Annotated in this window: 21 protein-coding genes; 10 read left to right on the top strand and 11 right to left on the bottom strand. The window is 61.3% G+C overall.

Annotated features, from left to right (window positions below; all coding sequences use genetic code 11):
* The first annotated feature begins 54 nt into the window (after positions 1-54).
* The gene (locus tag L8U60_RS04290) at positions 55-885 is read left to right on the top strand and encodes a Bax inhibitor-1/YccA family protein (RefSeq protein WP_420840146.1); all 831 of its coding nucleotides are present in this window, start codon (positions 55-57) and stop codon (positions 883-885) included.
* A 449-nt stretch (positions 886-1,334) separates the two neighbouring features.
* Here the strand turns inward: L8U60_RS04290 and L8U60_RS04285 are convergent, their stop codons facing one another.
* From L8U60_RS04285 to L8U60_RS04275, 3 genes are all read right to left on the bottom strand, one after another.
* The gene (locus L8U60_RS04285) at positions 1,335-1,637 is read right to left on the bottom strand and encodes a hypothetical protein (protein WP_269965142.1); all 303 of its coding nucleotides are present in this window, start codon (positions 1,635-1,637) and stop codon (positions 1,335-1,337) included.
* A gap of 64 nt (positions 1,638-1,701) precedes the next feature.
* Positions 1,702-2,223 (bottom strand): transcription elongation factor GreA, encoded by a 522-nt coding sequence (gene greA, locus L8U60_RS04280; protein ID WP_269965141.1) that lies wholly within the window; start codon positions 2,221-2,223, stop codon positions 1,702-1,704.
* A gap of 96 nt (positions 2,224-2,319) precedes the next feature.
* Positions 2,320-2,805 (bottom strand): DUF4307 domain-containing protein, encoded by a 486-nt coding sequence (locus L8U60_RS04275; protein WP_269965140.1) that lies wholly within the window; start codon positions 2,803-2,805, stop codon positions 2,320-2,322.
* A gap of 74 nt (positions 2,806-2,879) precedes the next feature.
* Here L8U60_RS04275 and mca point away from each other — a divergent pair, with 74 nt between their 5' ends.
* From mca to L8U60_RS04260, 3 genes are read left to right on the top strand one after another with little or no spacing between them, the layout of a single operon-like run.
* The gene (mca, locus tag L8U60_RS04270) at positions 2,880-3,746 is read left to right on the top strand and encodes a mycothiol conjugate amidase Mca (RefSeq protein WP_269965139.1); all 867 of its coding nucleotides are present in this window, start codon (positions 2,880-2,882) and stop codon (positions 3,744-3,746) included.
* A 13-nt stretch (positions 3,747-3,759) separates the two neighbouring features.
* A complete protein-coding gene (locus tag L8U60_RS04265) occupies positions 3,760-4,050 on the top strand; it encodes a hypothetical protein (protein WP_269965138.1) in 291 nt (96 codons plus the stop codon).
* A 24-nt stretch (positions 4,051-4,074) separates the two neighbouring features.
* Entirely contained in the window at positions 4,075-4,854 is a 780-nt protein-coding gene (locus tag L8U60_RS04260; RefSeq protein ID WP_269965137.1) for an isoprenyl transferase, read from the top strand.
* A gap of 21 nt (positions 4,855-4,875) precedes the next feature.
* On the opposite strand, the gene coaA is transcribed toward L8U60_RS04260, so the two are convergent.
* Positions 4,876-5,802 (bottom strand): type I pantothenate kinase, encoded by a 927-nt coding sequence (gene coaA, locus L8U60_RS04255; protein WP_269965136.1) that lies wholly within the window; start codon positions 5,800-5,802, stop codon positions 4,876-4,878.
* 157 nt (positions 5,803-5,959) lie between these two features.
* Between coaA and glyA the strand changes: the two genes are divergently transcribed.
* Positions 5,960-7,249, top strand: coding sequence for a serine hydroxymethyltransferase (glyA, locus tag L8U60_RS04250; protein WP_269965135.1), 1,290 nt, complete (start codon positions 5,960-5,962; stop codon positions 7,247-7,249).
* Between the two features lie 12 nt (positions 7,250-7,261).
* On the opposite strand, the gene L8U60_RS04245 is transcribed toward glyA, so the two are convergent.
* The 4 genes from L8U60_RS04245 to L8U60_RS04230 are packed head-to-tail and all read right to left on the bottom strand — an operon-like array spanning position 7,262 to position 10,211.
* Complete coding sequence (locus L8U60_RS04245; protein ID WP_269965134.1) at positions 7,262-7,996, bottom strand: amino acid ABC transporter ATP-binding protein; 735 nt, start codon at positions 7,994-7,996, stop codon at positions 7,262-7,264.
* Entirely contained in the window at positions 7,997-8,668 is a 672-nt protein-coding gene (locus L8U60_RS04240) for an amino acid ABC transporter permease (RefSeq protein WP_269965133.1), read from the bottom strand.
* The gene (locus L8U60_RS04235) at positions 8,658-9,311 is read right to left on the bottom strand and encodes an amino acid ABC transporter permease (RefSeq protein WP_269965132.1); all 654 of its coding nucleotides are present in this window, start codon (positions 9,309-9,311) and stop codon (positions 8,658-8,660) included. Before L8U60_RS04235 ends, L8U60_RS04240 begins: the two co-directional genes overlap by 11 nt.
* Before the next feature lie 3 nt (positions 9,312-9,314).
* The gene (locus tag L8U60_RS04230; RefSeq protein WP_269965131.1) at positions 9,315-10,211 is read right to left on the bottom strand and encodes a cysteine ABC transporter substrate-binding protein; all 897 of its coding nucleotides are present in this window, start codon (positions 10,209-10,211) and stop codon (positions 9,315-9,317) included.
* A 162-nt stretch (positions 10,212-10,373) separates the two neighbouring features.
* On the opposite strand from L8U60_RS04230, the gene L8U60_RS04225 reads away from it, so the two are divergent.
* A complete protein-coding gene (locus L8U60_RS04225; protein ID WP_269965130.1) occupies positions 10,374-11,261 on the top strand; it encodes an HtaA domain-containing protein in 888 nt (295 codons plus the stop codon).
* Positions 11,262-11,296: 35 nt separating this feature from the next.
* Here the strand turns inward: L8U60_RS04225 and L8U60_RS04220 are convergent, their stop codons facing one another.
* The gene (locus L8U60_RS04220; protein ID WP_269965129.1) at positions 11,297-11,668 is read right to left on the bottom strand and encodes a DUF5997 family protein; all 372 of its coding nucleotides are present in this window, start codon (positions 11,666-11,668) and stop codon (positions 11,297-11,299) included.
* Between the two features lie 22 nt (positions 11,669-11,690).
* Here L8U60_RS04220 and L8U60_RS04215 point away from each other — a divergent pair, with 22 nt between their 5' ends.
* From L8U60_RS04215 to L8U60_RS04200, 4 genes are all read left to right on the top strand, one after another.
* Positions 11,691-12,404: a type 2 periplasmic-binding domain-containing protein gene (locus L8U60_RS04215; protein ID WP_269965128.1), complete on the top strand. Its 714-nt coding sequence runs from the start codon at positions 11,691-11,693 to the stop codon at positions 12,402-12,404.
* A 57-nt stretch (positions 12,405-12,461) separates the two neighbouring features.
* Positions 12,462-12,986, top strand: a complete 525-nt coding sequence (locus L8U60_RS04210; RefSeq protein ID WP_269965127.1) for an LGFP repeat-containing protein — start codon at positions 12,462-12,464, stop codon at positions 12,984-12,986.
* 131 nt (positions 12,987-13,117) lie between these two features.
* On the top strand, positions 13,118-14,461 hold the full coding sequence (locus L8U60_RS04205) for a PhoH family protein (RefSeq protein ID WP_269965126.1): 1,344 nt from the start codon (positions 13,118-13,120) through the stop codon (positions 14,459-14,461).
* A 43-nt stretch (positions 14,462-14,504) separates the two neighbouring features.
* Positions 14,505-15,059, top strand: a complete 555-nt coding sequence (locus L8U60_RS04200) for a GNAT family N-acetyltransferase (protein WP_269965125.1) — start codon at positions 14,505-14,507, stop codon at positions 15,057-15,059.
* On the opposite strand, the gene L8U60_RS04195 is transcribed toward L8U60_RS04200, so the two are convergent.
* Both L8U60_RS04195 and L8U60_RS04190 read right to left on the bottom strand, forming a co-directional pair.
* Entirely contained in the window at positions 15,056-16,588 is a 1,533-nt protein-coding gene (locus tag L8U60_RS04195; protein WP_269965124.1) for an MDR family MFS transporter, read from the bottom strand. The two genes, L8U60_RS04200 and L8U60_RS04195, sit on opposite strands and share 4 nt — an antisense overlap.
* Positions 16,582-17,193: a TetR/AcrR family transcriptional regulator gene (locus L8U60_RS04190; RefSeq protein WP_269965123.1), complete on the bottom strand. Its 612-nt coding sequence runs from the start codon at positions 17,191-17,193 to the stop codon at positions 16,582-16,584. Before L8U60_RS04190 ends, L8U60_RS04195 begins: the two co-directional genes overlap by 7 nt.
* Positions 17,194-17,321 lie beyond the last annotated feature (128 nt).

Genomic DNA, 17,321 nt, shown 5'->3' with positions numbered 1-17,321 from the left:
TGTCAACATTGTGATCACGCACATGGAGTTACCAATAGAAAGGAACGTCGAAGCGTGAAGTCCTCGAACCCCGTTTTGACTCAACTGCCCACCTCCTACCAGCAGACCGGCTACGGCCAGCCGATGGGAACTGAGCACAACCCGTATGGCCAGCAGCCCTACGGTGCCCCGGCGCCATTCGCGGCCCAGGACGCTGAGCGCCCCATTACCGTCGATGACATTGTGACCAAGACGGGTATCACGCTCTCCGTGATTGTGCTTTTCGCGCTGGTCAACTTTGGCATCGGCCTGGCTATTGATCCGTCTATCTCGATTCTGCTCACCTTCGTGGGTGCTATCGGCGGTCTGATCACCGTTCTGGTGCACGCCTTCGGCCGCAAGTACGGCTCCGCTGCTGTCACGCTGATCTACGCCGCGTTTGAAGGCTTGTTTGTTGGTGGCTTCTCCATGCTGGTCTCCGGCTGGATGGTCGGCAGTGCCGATGCTGGCTCCCTGATCTTCCAGGCAGTGCTGGGCACCATCGGCGTGTTCGCCGGCATGCTCTTCGTGTACAAGACCGGTGCTATCCGCGTCACCCCGAAGTTCACCCGCATCATCACCGGCTGCATCATCGGTGTTGCAGTTCTGGCGCTGGGCAACCTGCTGCTGTTCATGTTTACCGGTATGTCCCCGCTGCGTGATGGTGGCCCGATTGCCATCATCTTCTCGCTCGTCTGCATCGGCCTGGGTGCTATGAGCTTCCTCACCGACTTTGATACCGCAGACAAGCTTGTGCGCACCGGTGCACCGGCCAAGATGGCGTGGGGCGTTGCCCTCGGCCTGGCCGTGACCCTGGTGTGGCTCTACACCGAGATCCTGCGCCTGCTGTCCTACTTCAGGGACTAACTGACTGGCCGTAGGGCTTTTGAGAGCTTCCCGGCCCGCCACGTGTACTCGCGTACCGTGGCGGGCCGGTTCTTTTGTGTGGGTGCACTGCTGGGCGGACTGGCGGGGGCGGCAAAACACACCTGCGCTGTCACCCCGGCAAACCGTGATGAATGAACTGCAATGAATGAACTGCAATAAACGAATTCAAATAAACCAAGTCGCGGGTGGCGGTAATACGAAAAGGTGAATGCGCCACCTGGTTTATTTGAAAACGTTTATTGGGGTTTGGTTTGCACCAAGAAGAGGCGAGGACTCGGCAGCGGATCAGCTCCAGCAAACCGCCAATCCTGGGCGAAGTCTCTGCTGCCTACCCCCTGCCAAACCCGACGCAGGCATGAGAAAACCCCCGAGACCACGCGGTCCCAGGGGGCTGAAGCAGACGGTGTGCACTTGCGTGCACACGGAGGCTAGTTCAGCGGAGTGAGGGTCTCGCCCTCGACAGGCTCCTCGTTCAGCAGGGTGGTGGTAGCCATCTCGGTCTCGGTAGCTACGTCAACCTCCGTTGCTGCGGTGGTGGACGCCGTGGTGGTTGCGGACGTCGTCGCGGAAGCCGTGCCGCTGCCCGGCAGGGAGTCAGGGTTTTGGCTGGTTGCGGTGTCCGCCTTCTGGTCGGAGGGCTGCTCATTCGGCGGGGAGCATGCTGCCAGGCCGAGGGCGGTAGCAGCGGCGAAAGCGGTGATGGCAACCTTGCGGGAAATGCTGGTAGTCACGTCAAAAATCCTTCAATGACAGGTAGTGGGTGGGGATATTCACGTTTTCCGTATGACCGTGCGCTTACTGAGCGCGCGGAGTCTTGGCCTTAACTGAATCATACGGGTTAGCGGAGACAATGGTGACCGAAATCTCGCGTCCGTTCGGAGCCGTGTAGGTGCGGGTCTCGCCTTCCTTCGCGCCGAGCACGGCAGCGCCAAGCGGGGACTGCTCGGAGTAGGTCTCCAGGTGCTCGTTGTCGATGGAGGCTGCGCGGGTACCGATGAGGAAGGTTTCCTTATCGTCCTCATCGCCGTTGTAGTACACGTGCAGAACAGAACCGACGAGTGCAACACCGTCGACGACGCCGGCGCGCTCGGTGGTGGAGTTGGCCAGCAGCTCGGAAATCTGCTTGATGCGGGCCTCTTCCTGGTCCTGCTGCTCGCGGGCTGCGTCGTAGCCGGCGTTCTCCTTGAGGTCGCCCTCTTCGCGGCGCTCGTTGATCTCGGCGGCGATGACCGGACGGTTGTCAATGAGCTGCTGCAGCTCGGCCTCAAGCTTGGCCTTCATTTCCGGGGTGATGTACTGCTGCTGGGTTTCAGCCATGGATTGAACCCTCGTTTCCGTTAATTATCTCGGCTTAGTCGTTAGGGCATATTAGCACAGCTAGGGCCATTGCTTTTCTGCGATCCCCGCTCCACGTCACCGCGCCTCCGGATGGTCCGCCGTGGAGTCAAGGAATGGTGGCATGGTGACCGCGCAACCGTAGACGCCGCCGTTGACCGGAGGTTCATTGACGGGGATGTCCACGTGCATGCGCTGGATGCGTTCACCGCCAGCGGGAATGATGATGTCGCGGCGGCCAATTTCCGCCATGTCGTAGTTCAAAGAGGTGATGATGCAGTAGGAGGGCTCCTTCATAGCGTCCTCCTTGCGCTCCACATCGAACCAGACGCGGGAGGTGGTCTCATCCACCTGCTCGTGAGCAATCAAGGTGGCTGCGATCGGCTGCTCCTGGCGCTGCATCACGTAACGGCCAAGCATGAACACGAGGAGGCCAACGAGGATGACGGAGACGATGGCCACAACCTTGCCGGCCACGCCGCCCCCTTGGGACGCGGGCTTGTTGCCGTAGCGTGCGGACGGGCGCGTGGGCGCACTGGGGGTTGGGTTCGATGCGGTGCTCATCGTGCTCCTTTACTACTATTGTCTGCTAGTCAACATTAACCCCTAATCGCTTTTAAACAGAGGTGGAGTACCACGTGACCGGCTATCGCTTGTTAGCCATCCATGCGCATCCGGATGATGAGGCGTCGAAAGGCGCAGCGACGATGGCTCGATACGCCCACGAAGGCAACCGTGTGAAGGTGCTGACGTGTACGGGGGGAGAGCGCGGGGACATCCTTAACCCGGAGATGGATCGTCCGGGGGTGATGGACCGGATTACGGAGATTCGTCGAGAAGAAATGGCGGAGGCCGCGCGCATCCTGGGCGTCGAACACGAGTGGCTGGGCTATGTCGATTCCGGCCTGCCCGAAGGTGACCCGCTGCCGCCGTTGCCGGAGGGGTGCTTCGCGCTGGAGGATCCCTATGAGGTGGCCAAGCGCGTGGTGGCGGTGATCCGCGAGTTCAAACCCCACGTGATCATTACTTACGACGAAAACGGCGGCTACCCGCACCCCGACCACATCATGGTGCACAAGGTCTCCATGATCGCGTGGGAGGAAGCCGGAAACCCAGACTTTGCGCCGGAGGCAGGCCAGCCGTGGAGCCCGCAGAAGCTGTACTACACCCACGGTTTTGTACCGCAGCGCATGCGCCTGCTGCATGATCACCTCTATGGCCAGGGCAAAGATAGCCCGTACGAGCCGATGCTGCAGAGGTTTGAGGAGGAGAGCTCGGACATCATGCAGCGCGTGACCACGCAGGTTGAATGCGGTGATTTCTTCACGCACCGCACCGAAGCCCTGCGCGCGCACGCTACGCAGATCGCTCCGGACGGGCCCTTCCTGGTCTCCCCACCGGAGGTCCAGGCCGAGCTGTGGCCGACAGAAGAATTTGAACTAGCCCAAACCCGCGTGCGCACGTCTCTGCCGGAGACTGAACTGTTCGCCGGCGTGGAAAAGTGAGAGAGTGGTTTACATGACCCTGGATACTGCAACCAACCTGTTCTACTACGCGCAGCAGGTGAGCAAGGACGCCCCGATCGGCCCCGAGTTTGGTAAGGCTGAGCCGATTGGTGCTTTCATCGTTGTTTCCCTGGCAGTCGTGGTGCTGTCCGTCGGATGGGCGTTCTACCGGCGCTACACGCGGTTCAACCGTCGCCGCGCTTTCGCGGAGGCGAACGGCCTGGATGTGTTTGACCGTGAGGCCATCGATCGTGCCATGGCAGAACAGGGTTTGCTGGACCGCCGGAAGCAACGCTTCTTCTAAATCTCCGGTGCGCGTCGGAGTAGAATGGGGGCCGTGACTGTGTTCGACCGACTCCTTTACCCGTTGTATGAACGGCGTCTGAAGCATGAGTTAGCGGACGTCAAGCGCCCCAAGCACATCGCCGTTATGGCCGATGGCAATCGACGGTGGGCGCGCGAAGCTGGGTTCACCGACATCTCCCACGGGCACCGTGTTGGTGCCAAGAAGATTGGGGAATTGATCCGCTGGTCTGCGGAGATGAATGTCGATGTGGTGACCATTTACCTCCTGTCCACGGAGAATCTCTCCCGCACCGAAGAAGAAGTACAGCTGCTGTACGACATCATTTCGGGCGTTGTGGATGAGCTCTCCAGTGATGATTTTGAGGCCCGCATCCGCCTCGTCGGCCACCTCGAACTGCTGCCGGATAAGGTCTCCGCGCGTATGCAGTCAGCGGCCGCAGCCACAGAGAACAAAGACGGCATCGTGGTCAACATTGCCGTCGGCTACGGTGGGCGCCAAGAAATCGTCGATGCTGTACAAAATTTCATGCGCGCCAAAGCTGAAGAAGGGGTGTCGCTCGAGGCGCTCATCGACGAGGTCTCGGTTGAATCCCTCTCCGAACACCTTTATACATCCGGCCAGCCTGACCCGGACCTGGTCATCCGCACATCGGGGGAGCAGCGCCTCTCCGGGTTTTTGCTGTGGCAGTCCGCCTACTCCGAGATTTGGTTCACGGACACGTACTGGCCGGCCTTCCGCAAGATCGATTTCCTGCGTGCTCTGCGGGACTACTCGCAGCGGTCGAGGAGGTTTGGGAAGTAGCTGGCGCGGATAAGCAAAAAGCTACATTTTGCGCATGCGCACGCGCTGCACTGAGTGATCAGCGGATTTTGTGAGCACCAACGATGCTCGCACGCGCGTGGGCAGAATGTTCTCCACCAGGTTGGGCAGGTTGATGGTCTGCCAAATGGCGCGCGCCTCCAGCGCGGCCTCCTCATCCGTGAGCTCCGCGAAACGCGCAAAGTGCGCGCCTGGTTCGCGGAACGCCGTGTTCTTGAGTTTGATGAAGCGCTCGATGTACCAACGCTCAATGTCTTCGGTGCGCGCATCCACGTAAACGGAGAAATCAAAGAGGTCACTGACCATCAGCGTGGGGCCCGTCTGCAAAACGTTGAGGCCCTCCAGAATGAGGATGTCCGGCTGATCGACGATTTGATACTCGCCCTTCACCACGTCATACGCATCATGCGAGTAGACCGGTGCCTTTACATTGGGGCGGCCTGCTTTGACCTCGGTGACAAAACGCAACAAATCGCGGCGATGGTAGGACTCCGGAAAACCTTTCCGGCCCATCAAATTGCGGCTTTTCAGCTCATCCGAGGACAACAGGAAACCGTCCGTGGTCACAAGATCCACGCGCGGGTGCGAATCCCAGCGCTGCAGAAGCACCTGGAGCACACGCGCTGTCGTGGACTTGCCCACAGCGACCGAGCCCGCGATCCCAATAACAAACGGCACGTGGCCCGGATTCTCGCCTAAGAACATCTCTGTCACCGCCGTCAATTTCTGGCGGGCGCGAATCTGCAAATGGATGAGACGCGACAGCGGCAGATAAATATCAGCGACCTCTTGCAGGTCAATGATCTCGCCGATACCGCGGAGTTCCTCCAAATCGGCCTCACTAAGCACCTGTGGCATCGCGGCGCGTCGCTCGCGCCACGCATCACGCGGGAAATCCAGGTAGGGGCTGGGATCAGCTGCTCGCGACATGGGGACCATTCTTGCACTGCTGCGCCCAGACCACCCGATCGGGTCTACCTGCGCGGTGAAGAGAATCTATTGGGGAGGAGATTTCAACCTCCCGGCGTGCCTTGGGGCACAATGGTGGCACGAAATCCGTGCAATGCGAAAGGAACAGGTACAGCCGATGACGGATGACCTCCGCTACCAAGAGCTTTCCCAGCTCGACCCCGACGTATACGAGCAGATCCTTGGGGAGGTGGCCCGCCAGCGCAACACGCTTGAAATGATCGCGTCGGAGAACTTTGTTCCCCGCGCAGTGCTGCAGGCACAGGGCTCCGTCCTGACCAACAAGTACGCAGAGGGCTACCCGGGCCGCCGTTACTACGGTGGCTGCGAGAACGTTGACGTCATCGAGGACATTGCCCGCGACCGCGCCAAGGCGCTCTTCGGTGCTGAGTACGCCAACGTCCAGCCGCACTCCGGTGCGCAGGCAAACGCTGCCGTGCTCCACGCGCTGATCAAGCCGGGCGATACCATCATGGGCCTCTCCCTGGCACACGGTGGCCACCTGACCCACGGCATGAAGATCAACTTCTCCGGTCGTCTGTACAACGTCGTGGCGTACGAGGTTGACCCGGACACCATGCTCATTGACATGGACAAGGTCCGTGAGCTGGCACTGGAGCACCGCCCGCAGGTGATCATCGCCGGCTGGTCCGCATACCCGCGCACCGTCGACTTCGCTGCGTTCCGCGCTATTGCCGACGAAGTGGGGGCTTACCTGTGGACCGACATGGCTCACTTCGCTGGCCTCGTCGCTGCTGGCCTGCACCCGTCGCCGGTGCCGCACTCTGACGTGGTGTCCACCACCATCCACAAGACGCTTGGTGGTCCGCGCTCCGGCATGATCCTGGCGAAGGAGAACTACGGCAAGGCACTGAACTCTGCTGTGTTCCCTGGCCAGCAGGGTGGTCCGCTCATGCACGCTGTTGCTGCGAAGGCAACCGCGCTGAAGATCGCCGGCACCCCTGAGTTCAAGGACCGTCAGGAGCGCACCCTTGAAGGTGCCCGCATCCTCGCTGAGCGCCTCACCTCCGCCGACTGCAAGGCAGTGGGCGTTGACGTGCTCACCGGTGGTACGGACGTGCACCTCGTGCTCGCGGACCTGCGTAACTCTGAGCTCGACGGCCAGCAGGCTGAAGACCTCCTCCACGCAGTGGGCATCACCGTCAACCGCAACGCCGTGCCGAATGACCCGCGCCCGCCGATGGTCACCTCCGGCCTGCGCATTGGTACCTCCGCACTGGCCACCCGCGGCTTCGACCAGGCTGCGTTCACGGAGACCGCAGACATCATTGGTACCGCTCTGGAACAGGGTAAGAACGCTGATGTTGATTCCCTGCGCGCCCGCGTAACCAAGCTGGCTGAGCAGTACCCGCTGTACCCAGGCCTCGAAGACTGGAAGATGCTCTAGGGGAAACCGCCCCTAGAACACCAGCTGGTCGAGGAAACGCTGCGCGCGTTCTGATGTCGGTGCGGCGAAGAACTCCTCGGGCGGCGCGATTTCTACGATGTGGCCCGCGTCCATGAATGCGACGCGGTCCGCAACAGCGCGGGCGAATCCCATCTCGTGGGTGACCACGATCATGGTCATCCCGTCCCGGGCGAGGCCGACGACAACGTCGAGGACCTCGCGGACGATTTCGGGGTCGAGGGAGGCGGTGATTTCGTCGAGAAGCAATGCCTTCGGGTGCATCATCAGCGCACGCACGATGGCCACGCGCTGCTTCTGACCACCCGACAGCTCGCGCGGGCGAGCGTCGGCCTTCTCGGCGAGCCCCACGCGTTCGAGCAACGCGAGTGCGCGCGAGCGGGCCTCGGCGAGATCCGCGCCCTTCACCACCTTTGGCGCGAGCAGCAGGTTGTCCATCACAGTCAGGTGCGGGAACAGGTCGTAAGACTGGAACACCATGCCCACGTCCGAGCGGACATCTTTGAGCTTCGTCTGTTTAGAAGCAACATCGCGGCCGTTGACCAGGATCTGGCCGGAATCGACCGGCTCCAACCCGTTGACCGTGCGCAGCAGCGTCGATTTTCCGCAGCCGGATGGGCCGATGATGGCCAGGACTTCGCCGGCGGCGACGGACACGGAGACGTCGTCAAGCGCCTTGTGCCCGTTGGGGTAGGTCTTTGAAACATGCTCGAGCGAGATAAGTGACATCTAGCTCCACCTTTCTTCCAGCTTGCGCGCGGCGAGCGAGATTGGGAAACACACGAGGAAATACAGCAGGAATACCACGCCGTAGATCCACAGGGCGGCGGACGGGTATTCAAAACGATTGGCGTCAATGATTTGCTGGGCCACCTTGAGCACCTCCACCACGCCGATCAGCGCGATGAGAGAGGTGGTCATGATCATGCGGTTGGTCAGATTGATCGTCGCGGGGAGCAAGCCCCGCAGGGCTTGCGGGAGCACGACGTGGCGGTACAGCGCGCGGCCCTCAATGCCCAGCGCCGCCGCGGAGAGGTACTGGTGTTGTGGAACGGATTCGATGGCACCGCGCACCAGATCACCCAGTTCAGCCGTGCCCCACAGCGTGAACACAATCACCGCGGCGACGCGCGCATCCAGGTTCAGCCCCCACGCGCGCGTGGCGTCGAAGTACACAAGGAACAGCAGCACCAGCTGCGGCATAATGCGCACAAACTGCAGGTAGGTCTGGGTGATGGCGCGCACAATTTTGCTTTTCGACGTCATCACCACCCCCAACAACGTCCCCAACACAATCGACAACCCCATTGACGCGAGCGCGATCTGAATGGATACGCCGAGGCCTAGAAGGAGGCGTTGGAAATTGTTGCCGTCGGCGAGCACCTGGAGATCAGAAAACATTCGCACGCACCTTCTTCTCCACCTGTCCTGCGATGAGCGACACCGGCAGCAAGATGATCAGGTAGAACGTGACTAGAAGCAGCAGGGCCTCACGCGTTTCATACGTCTGCCCGATCTGTTCCTTGGCGGTGTACACCAGATCCGGCAACGCCACGATGCTGACCACGGAGGTCTCCTTAATCAGGAAGATGATGTTCGCCGTGATCGCCGGCAAGGCCAACGCTGTGGCCTGTGGGGCAACCACGTGACGCAGCGCCTGTGTGCGCGACATACCCAGGCTCAAACTGGACTGCAACTGAATCGGGGCAACGCCCTCCAGTCCCGCACGGATCGCTTCTGCCATGTACGAGCCGCCCAGGAAGGCCAAGCCCACCACGGCGCAGGTTTCACTCTCCAGCACGATGCCCACCTTGGGCAGGCCGAAGTACAAGAAAAACAACTGCACCAACAGGGGAGTGTTGCGGGACAACTCGATGTACACCCGTGCGATCTGACTGAGCACGGGCACCTTGAAAAACCGCACCCCGGCCACCAGCGCGCCAACGATAAAAGCGAGCAAAATGCCTTTGGCGGCAACCCTCACGGTGAGGACTGCCGCCGAAGCGTAAACCGGGATGTTCTCGGTAATAACCGAAAGATCCATGAGTTAGAGCTGTCCGCCCTCAACGACCAAGTCGTCAGCGGAAACTGCGTCGCCGTAGACCGGCTTCAAGGTCTTCTCGTAGGCGTTGTGGAAGAAGTTCTCCTTGCCCAGCTCGACCAGGTTATTGTTCAGCCATTCGCGCAGGTCGTCGTTGCCCTTAGCGACGGCACCCGCGATGGTATCGGTCTCACCCAACGTCGGGATCGTGGCGGAGAAGCCGTCCGTCTGTGCTGCCCAGGCGAGGGCCTCGGTGTTGTCGGTGACCCAGGCGTCGCCACGGCCGTCGAGAAGCGCATTGGTTGCTTCCGTGTACTGCTCAAACTTGGTCAGCTTGATCTCTGGGTGGTTCTTCTCCAGGTACGCCTCCGCGGTCGTGCCCTTCACGACGATCACGTTCTTGCCCTCAAGCCCCTCAACGCTATCGATCGGCGCATTGTCCGGCGTGACCGCGCCCAGCGACACCTTCATGTACGGGTTGGCGTAATCCACCTTCTCCGCACGCTCCGGAGTCACCGTGAAGTTGGCCAGGATGATGTCGACCTTGTTGGTGTCCAAGAACTCCACGCGGGAGGCGGCCTCTACCGGCACGTACTCGACGTCAACGCCCAGGTCCTGGCCTAGACGGTTGCCGTACTCGATGTCGTAGCCCGCGTACTCGCCGTTGGCATCCACGTAGCCGAACGGGGACTTGTCGGAGAACACGCCGATCTTCACGGAGCCGGACTCCTGAATCGCGGCCACATTGCGGAAGTCCGCCGACGGCTCCGCACCGGCAGCGCCGTCGCTGCTACCGGCGTCTACAGAGCAAGCAGTAAGAGAGACAGCCGCAAGAAGTGCTGCGGCGCCCGCGGCGATGCGCTTGCGGGAAGCGCGGGACTTTCGGGACGAGAAGAATGACATGATGATGAACTTTCTTTAAGTGAACGGAACGCGGTTAAACCGCTTGGTTCGTTCAAACTACACCACTCTGTCTAGTTTTGTGAAATGGCGTTCTGAACTGGGCTTTGTGATAGGCTCACCGCCAGCAATAAGTTGGACACCTTTCGATTGATTGGAACTGCTATGTCTCGTGCATTTTTCACCCGTTCTCTGCTGGCAGCTGGTACCGCGGCTGCCGTCACCGCTGGCGTCTTTGTTGCCCCCCACGCTGGCGCCCAGGAATCGCCGACCAACGCGGCGGCCCCTGTCCAGGACGTGGCCCAGGAGGGTCTGCTCAAGGCTGGTGACGTGAAGTCCGGCACCGTGTCCTGGCCGATCAAGGCTTCCTTCCTTCGGTACCTCCAGAGTTCCGCCGCGGGAAAGATCACGCTCTCCGAAGGTGTGAGCGCCAAGGAGGAAGCCGGCAAGGCGACAAACTTCAACTTCCCGATTGATCCGGAGAAGTCCCACATCGATGCAAACGGCAATGGCGAGCTGGCTCTTTTTGGCAAGATCGAGTTCCTCGGGCACGAGGGGCTGGGTAAGGGTCGTACTTGGGGTATGGACGTGGCTTATTCCAACTTCAAGATCAAGGTGGAAGGCAAGAAGGGCTACATCATCGCCGACTACAAGCTGAAGGGTGCGCTGCCTGATCAAGAGCAGCATGACGAGTCTGTGTCCCAGGCTGTTCTGGCCTCCTTCGATCTGTCTCGCCCGCTGCAGCCCGAAGGGCAGGAGAACAACACCAGCACCAAGGTCGTTCTGGAGCAGGGTGGTGTGGACTCGCTGCTGAACTACAAGAAGGGTGAGACACTCAGCTCCGTGACCCTCGCGCCGCTCTTTGCCAAGGAGGGCGACAAGCCGGTCAAGCCGAACAAGGCAGAAGGCAAGGTCTACGACTTCACGAAGAAGGCCGGATTGAATCTCAAAACCTTGATTGGTGTCGGTGTCGCCTTGGCACTGCTGGCTGTCCTGGGTGCAGTCGGCGCATGGTTCGCCGGCCTGATCCCAGGCGTGCCGGCACCGCGCTAAGGCGCCGGCGTTAAAGCCGTCAAAGCACAGGGGGATTAATCGTCAGCAGGCGCGCTGCCACGCGATTCAGCGTGAATGCGGCGCGCCTCTGACAACCATGCGGGCTGGTTGCTCAGTAGCTCCTTGATCTCAGCGCTGGTGAGGGGCTTGTCCATGTCGTTGTTCTTCAACGCGGTGATGGAGATGCCCAGCTTGCGCGCCACCTCTGGCCGCGGGTGGGGGCCGTTCAGTCGCAGGTCGGTCAGCCACTGCGGCGGATTGTCCTGCAGTTCGCGCAGCTCGGTGTGCGTGATGCCGCCTTCCTGGAATTCGGGCGGGGTGGCGGGCAGGTAGATGCCCAGTTTCTTCGCGGCGGTCGCCGGCTTCATCGCGGTGCTGGACGGGGCGGTTGACGGAGTTTCGCTCATGCCCAAACGGTAGCATCGAGGCATGCTGCGCATTGCTTTTGTCACCGGTACGGAGCCAGGGAAATGGTTCGCGCGCTACCGCGAAACCACGGACCACGGGCTGGAGGAACTCCCATCGGATGACCCGTTTGCGCTCGTCGAAGGGGGCGAGGCGGACCTGGCGCTCATGCGCCTCGATGACCGCGTCGGGGAGCCGGGGGAGACATACCACTGCGTGAGCCTTTACAGCGAGGCGCCGGGCGTCGCCGTGCCCAAAGACTCGGTCTTCGCGGAGATGGGGGAGAAGCTCGCGCCACGTGAGTTCGCCGGGGAGATCATCAACTTCACGTACAAGCCAGATTCGCTTATCGACGACCTCCGCTCCGCCCTCCAAATCGTCGCCGCCAACGTCGGCGTTGCGTATGCGCCCGCCCCGTTGCTGAAGGTCCTGTCGAAGAAGCAGGTAGCGGTGGTGGAACTCACCTCCCAGCCAGAGGGGATGGAACCGACGGAGATTGGCTTGGTGTGGAAGGTCAACGCTGACAGTGATGCCGTCCAAGACTTCGTCGGAGTGGCCAAGGGGCGGACACGGAACTCATCGCGTGCTTCTTTGCGTCCCGCAAAGAAGACAGCAAAGAGGAATGCGCAGAAGAGCGGGCAGAAGAGCGCGCAGAAGACTGTGCAGAAGGGTGCACAGAACAAGAGCGCCCAGAAGCGTGGGAGGAAGCAGGCGGGGAGGAGGGGGAGACGTCGATAAGCTCTTCTTTGCATAATGAAGCATGCGCTTAAACGCATGAGACGAAAGGATGTTTCCATGATGAACCGTAAGATTGCTGCTTCCGCTACGGCATTCGCGCTCGCTGTTAGCCTTGCTGCCTGCTCCAATGATGAGGGGGAGGCAGGCAAGGTAGAGGCCACGGAGACAGCTGCGGAGGGCACGGCCACGGACGTTGCTGAGGAAGACACCGGCACCGTCGAGCTGACCACCCAGGACGGCACGAAGGTTCTCGTCCCAGCGAAGGCTGCCAACGCGACGGAGGAGCTCGGCCTGGGTGACTGGGGTGAGCCGGTGAAGGTGGAGTCCCGTCAAGATGGCACCACGCTTATTGAGTACGCCGGTGGCAAGAACATCATCTACACCGCCGACGGTGGCCCGGTGGCACTCGTTGGTGAGATTGCCCGCGTGTGGAAGGAAAATGGCGGCCTGGACAATGAGATCGGCCTGCCGACGGGTGCTGAATCCGAGCGTGATGGCAAGAACGGCTGGATCCAGGAATTCCAAAACGGCACTATTGAGTGGCTGGAGGAAAACGGTGTCTTCGGGGAGCGCGTGAGCTAAAGCGCTGACGGGCTCGTAACCGGAAGTTCATCTTACAGCGATGTAATTTCCACCTTGCTCCCTTAGTGTGGCGGGTGCCGGGCACCGAGGAGACCGGTGACGGCTCATGCCAACCGCACTAGGGGAGCTACATGTTGAACCCTCCTGTTACGCAACTAGATACTTTTGAACAACTCACGCCACCGACGGCGTTGAGAACCTACGTGGTGGACACATCGGTCCTGTTGTCCGACCCGTGGGCGCTGCGGAAATTCGCAGAGCACAGCGTTGTGTTGCCGCTCGTGGTCATCGCGGAGCTGGAGAACAAACGCCATCACCCAGAGCTTGGCTGGTACGCCCGCCAAGCTCTTCGCTTTTTGGAGGACCTGCGCGCTGATTATGACCGGCTGGATCAGCCCATGCCGGTCAACGTGGACGGCGGCACGCTGCGGGTGGAGTTGAACCACCAGTCGCAGGAGAATCTTCCGGCGGCGCTGCGGGGCACGGAGAATGACAACCGGATTCTCGCGTGCGCTTACAACTTCCTGCAGGAGGGCAAGGACACCGTTTTGGTGACCAAGGATGTGCCGCTGCGCGTTAAAGCCGGTGCCGTGGGCTTGCCCGCACAGGAATACCGCGCGCAGGATGTGGTGCTCACGGGCTACACGGGCATGGCTGAGTTGGAGGTCTCCGGGGAAGAGATCGACGAGCTCTACGCCACCGGCTTCGTTGCTGTGGATACCGGGGAACTGCCGGTGCACTGCGGCGTGCGGGTGCAGGCAGGTACGCAGTCGGCGCTGGCACGTGTTGCGCCGAGCGGCGGGCTGCGCCTCGTGCGCGGGGACATCGACGCCTTCGGGTTGTCCGGTCGCTCCGCGGAACAGCGGGTTGCGCTCGATCTGCTTCTCGACGCTTCCGTGGGCATCGTCTCCATCGGCGGCCGCGCCGGCACCGGTAAATCGGCGCTGGCGCTGTGCGCGGGCCTCGAGTCCGTCCTGGAGCGCGGGGACCACAAGCGCATCATCGTCTTCCGCCCGCTCTACGCTGTTGGCGGGCAGAACCTGGGCTACCTGCCGGGCGATGAGATGGAGAAGATGAACCCGTGGTCCCAGGCGGTCTATGACACGCTTGAGGGCGTCGTGTCTGACAACGTCATGGAGGAAATCGCCGCGCGCGATCTGCTCGAAGTCTTGCCGCTGACGCACATTAGGGGCCGCTCGCTTCACGACGCATTCGTGATCGTCGACGAAGCCCAATCCCTCGAGCGCAACGTGCTCCTGACGGTGCTGTCCCGTCTGGGGCGAGGTTCGCGTGTTGTGCTCACACACGATGTTGCCCAGCGCGACAACTTGCGCGTGGGTCGGCATGACGGGGTGCAGGCGGTCATCGAGAAGCTGAAGGGGGAGGATCTGTTCGCCCACATCACTCTGACGCGGTCGGAGCGGTCCGCGATCGCGGAATTGGTCACTGACCTTCTCGAAGACCAGGAACACTAGCCAATGTCAGGTTGGGCTCTTTTCTGGTTGTACGATAGGCGCCATGTCTGAACGCGATTTCACCATTCGCCCCATCCGGCCCGAAGACTACCCGCAAGTCCGCGAGATCTACGAGGCCGGTTTGGGCACAGGCCACGCGTCCTATGAAACCGAGGGCCCAACGTGGGCGAAGTTCTCCACGAACAAGATCATTGAGACTGTCTTCGTTGCCACGGAGAAAGACAATGATGATTACGTGTTGGGGTGGGTAGCGGCGGCGCAGGCGTCGTCGAGAAGCGTTTTTCATGGCGTGGTCGAAGACTCGATTTACACCCGTGAAGAGGCCCGCGGCCGCGGTGTGTCGGGCGCGCTGCTGGACAAGCTTATTGAGACCTGCAAGGGCCTGAACAAGTGGTCCATCCACTCCTGGATCTTCCCGGAGAATGAGGGCTCCGCGGGGCTGCACATCTCCCGCGGCTTCGTCAAAGTGGGCACTTACCACCAGATGGCCAAGATGACGTACGGCGAAATGGCCGGCACCTGGCGTGACACCGATATCTATGAGCTGCTGCTGCCGAAGCCGGGGGAGAAGCCGGAGGCGGACGGCACAGACAGCTAGTCCACCGTTTCTTTCAGCTTGTCCTCGTGCACGGGCAGCAACATGGCTGCCGCTGCGAGAACCAGTGGGATGAGCAGGAGGAAGATCGGGGTGAGGCCGTCGTTGTAGCTGCTGGAGATGACGTCGCGAAGCTGCTCCGGCAGCTGACTGACCGCACCTGGCGTCAAGGACTGTGCCGCGCCCTCCTGGAACGCGGCGGCGAATTCCGCGCCCTGGGGTCCCATGGCGGCGAGGGCTGCGGGCAGGCGCTCTGCCATGTTGTTCTGCATGTTGTGAATGAACATCGAGCCCACCACCGAGGCGCCCACGGACATGCCGATCTGTCGGAAGAAGTTATTCGCGGCCGTCGCCGTGCCCACCACGGACAGCGGGAACGAATTCTGCACGATGAGAATGAGCACCTGCATGACCAGACCCAGGCCGAAGCCGTAGACGAAGATGTAGGCGCCAAGCGTCCAGAGGTCTGTGTCCACCGTCAAGCGCGTGAGCAAGAAGCATCCGACCGCGATGGTGCACAGGCCGATGATGGGGAATATCTTGTAATTCCCGCGGCGCGCAATGAGCGCGCCGGAGCCGGTGGAGGTGAGGATCATGCCGCCGACCATGGGGATCATCATGAAACCAGCCTCCGTGGGGCTCAGCGCGTGCACCATCTGCAGGTACGTGGGCATGTATGCCATCACGCTGACCATGGCTACGCCGAGCACGACGCCGGCAGCGGTGGTGAGCACCATGTTGCGGTTGCGGAACAGATGCATGGGCACGAGCGGGTTCGTGGCGCGGAGCTCCACAGCCACGAAGATCGCTGCCGCCACGGCCGAGGTACCCAGCAAGCCCAGAATGCGTGCCGACGTCCACGGGTACTGCAGCCCACCCCACGTCGTCGCCAGAATAAGCGTGGACGTGGCCACCGTCAGGAGCGCGGCGCCCAGCCAGTCGAAGCGGAACCCATCACGGTTGCCCTTAGACAAGTGGAGCACCAACGTGGCCACCGTCATGGCGAGCAGCCCCAGCGGGATATTCATCCACAGGCCCCAACGCCAGCCAGGGCCATCCGTGAACCAGCCGCCGAGCACTGGCCCCAGCACCGAGGAAATACCAAAAACGGCACCCATGACACCCATGTACTTGCCGCGCTGACGCGCCGGGACGACCTCCGCGATGATCGCCTGCGAGTTAATCATCATGCCGCCTGCGCCGAAACCCTGCACCGCGCGCCCGATGATGAGCATGGTCATCGAGTTGGCAAAGCCACCCAGCGCTGAACCCACGATGAAGAAGGCGATGCCGGAGATGTAGAACCATTTGCGGCCAAGGCCGTCGCCAAGCTTGCCGTAGATCGGCAGCGCGATGGTCATGGTGACCATGAATCCGGAGATCACCCAGCTCATGTGCTCGACACCGCCGAGCTCACCCACGATCGTGGGCAAGGCAGAAGAGAAGATCATCTGTCCGAGCGAGCTCATCAGCATGGTGAGGAGCAGCGCACTGAACACGAGCCCGACGTTCGGCTTTTGTGTGTCTACCATTCGAGTTTCCTTGCGTAGTCAATGATGAACATGGCGGCGTTGCGGACGTTGTCGCGCAGGTCGAGGTCCGGATCGAAGAATTCAGGCTGGAAGGCAGTGATGCTCACCGCAGCCTGGACAAGCTCGATGAGCGCCTGGATCTCCGCTTCCACAGGGAGCTCTGGGCTGCGCCGATCTGTGGGGAAGCGCGTGAAGTGTTCGTGGAGAGCCTCCGCGATCGAGGTGAGCATCGTGCGCCTGCGCGCCATCGCGAGCGAGGCGAGCGTCGGATTCTCAGCGAAGATCTTGCGGCGCCGCGCAAAAGCGTCCTGCCCTGCGATCACTCCTTGCGACACACTGCTCGCGCTGAGGACCAGGTCGACGAGGTTATCTGCCTGCGTCTCCGCGATTGTGCGCAGCCCGTCCTCACACACCGTCAGGGGTGCTGGCCCCAGCACGGCCTCATCCTTGGACTTCATGTAGTTGAAAAACGTCCGCCGCGAAATGCCGGCATCGGCGCAGATGTCCTCGACGGTCACATCATCAAAGCCATGCTTTTCGACGAGCCCCGCCGCACTCTCCACTATCCTCCGCCGCGTTTCCCGCCGCTTGTGTTCCCAACCCATGGCCAGAAACTTTACACCCAGTGCAAAGATGTGCAAAAGGTGAGGTCAGGCGGCGCCAAGACGCCAAAAACCCCGACAGGTGGATACCTGCCAGGGTCTGGTTTGCTAGCGCCTAGTTGCGCCTAGTT

It is taken from the genome of Corynebacterium meitnerae (genome assembly GCF_027570075.1).
Taxonomy (GTDB): domain Bacteria; phylum Actinomycetota; class Actinomycetes; order Mycobacteriales; family Mycobacteriaceae; genus Corynebacterium; species Corynebacterium meitnerae.
The sequence above is the reverse complement of the archived record's forward strand: the minus strand, read 5'-3'. Positions and strand labels throughout refer to the sequence as shown.

Coding starts and splice junctions, on each gene's coding strand:
- L8U60_RS04210 (WP_269965127.1), top strand. CDS start 12,462: ATGATGAACCGTAAGATTGCTGCTTCCGCTACGGCATTCGCGCTCGCT.
- L8U60_RS04235 (WP_269965132.1), bottom strand. CDS start 9,311: ATGGATCTTTCGGTTATTACCGAGAACATCCCGGTTTACGCTTCGGCG.
- glyA (WP_269965135.1), top strand. CDS start 5,960: ATGACGGATGACCTCCGCTACCAAGAGCTTTCCCAGCTCGACCCCGAC.
- L8U60_RS04230 (WP_269965131.1), bottom strand. CDS start 10,211: ATGTCATTCTTCTCGTCCCGAAAGTCCCGCGCTTCCCGCAAGCGCATC.
- L8U60_RS04240 (WP_269965133.1), bottom strand. CDS start 8,668: ATGTTTTCTGATCTCCAGGTGCTCGCCGACGGCAACAATTTCCAACGC.
- L8U60_RS04195 (WP_269965124.1), bottom strand. CDS start 16,588: ATGGTAGACACACAAAAGCCGAACGTCGGGCTCGTGTTCAGTGCGCTG.
- coaA (WP_269965136.1), bottom strand. CDS start 5,802: ATGTCGCGAGCAGCTGATCCCAGCCCCTACCTGGATTTCCCGCGTGAT.
- L8U60_RS04200 (WP_269965125.1), top strand. CDS start 14,505: ATGTCTGAACGCGATTTCACCATTCGCCCCATCCGGCCCGAAGACTAC.
- L8U60_RS04220 (WP_269965129.1), bottom strand. CDS start 11,668: ATGAGCGAAACTCCGTCAACCGCCCCGTCCAGCACCGCGATGAAGCCG.
- L8U60_RS04225 (WP_269965130.1), top strand. CDS start 10,374: ATGTCTCGTGCATTTTTCACCCGTTCTCTGCTGGCAGCTGGTACCGCG.
- L8U60_RS04190 (WP_269965123.1), bottom strand. CDS start 17,193: ATGGGTTGGGAACACAAGCGGCGGGAAACGCGGCGGAGGATAGTGGAG.
- L8U60_RS04215 (WP_269965128.1), top strand. CDS start 11,691: ATGCTGCGCATTGCTTTTGTCACCGGTACGGAGCCAGGGAAATGGTTC.
- L8U60_RS04205 (WP_269965126.1), top strand. CDS start 13,118: ATGTTGAACCCTCCTGTTACGCAACTAGATACTTTTGAACAACTCACG.
- greA (WP_269965141.1), bottom strand. CDS start 2,223: ATGGCTGAAACCCAGCAGCAGTACATCACCCCGGAAATGAAGGCCAAG.
- L8U60_RS04265 (WP_269965138.1), top strand. CDS start 3,760: ATGACCCTGGATACTGCAACCAACCTGTTCTACTACGCGCAGCAGGTG.
- L8U60_RS04260 (WP_269965137.1), top strand. CDS start 4,075: ATGGGGGCCGTGACTGTGTTCGACCGACTCCTTTACCCGTTGTATGAA.
- L8U60_RS04245 (WP_269965134.1), bottom strand. CDS start 7,996: ATGTCACTTATCTCGCTCGAGCATGTTTCAAAGACCTACCCCAACGGG.
- L8U60_RS04275 (WP_269965140.1), bottom strand. CDS start 2,805: ATGAGCACCGCATCGAACCCAACCCCCAGTGCGCCCACGCGCCCGTCC.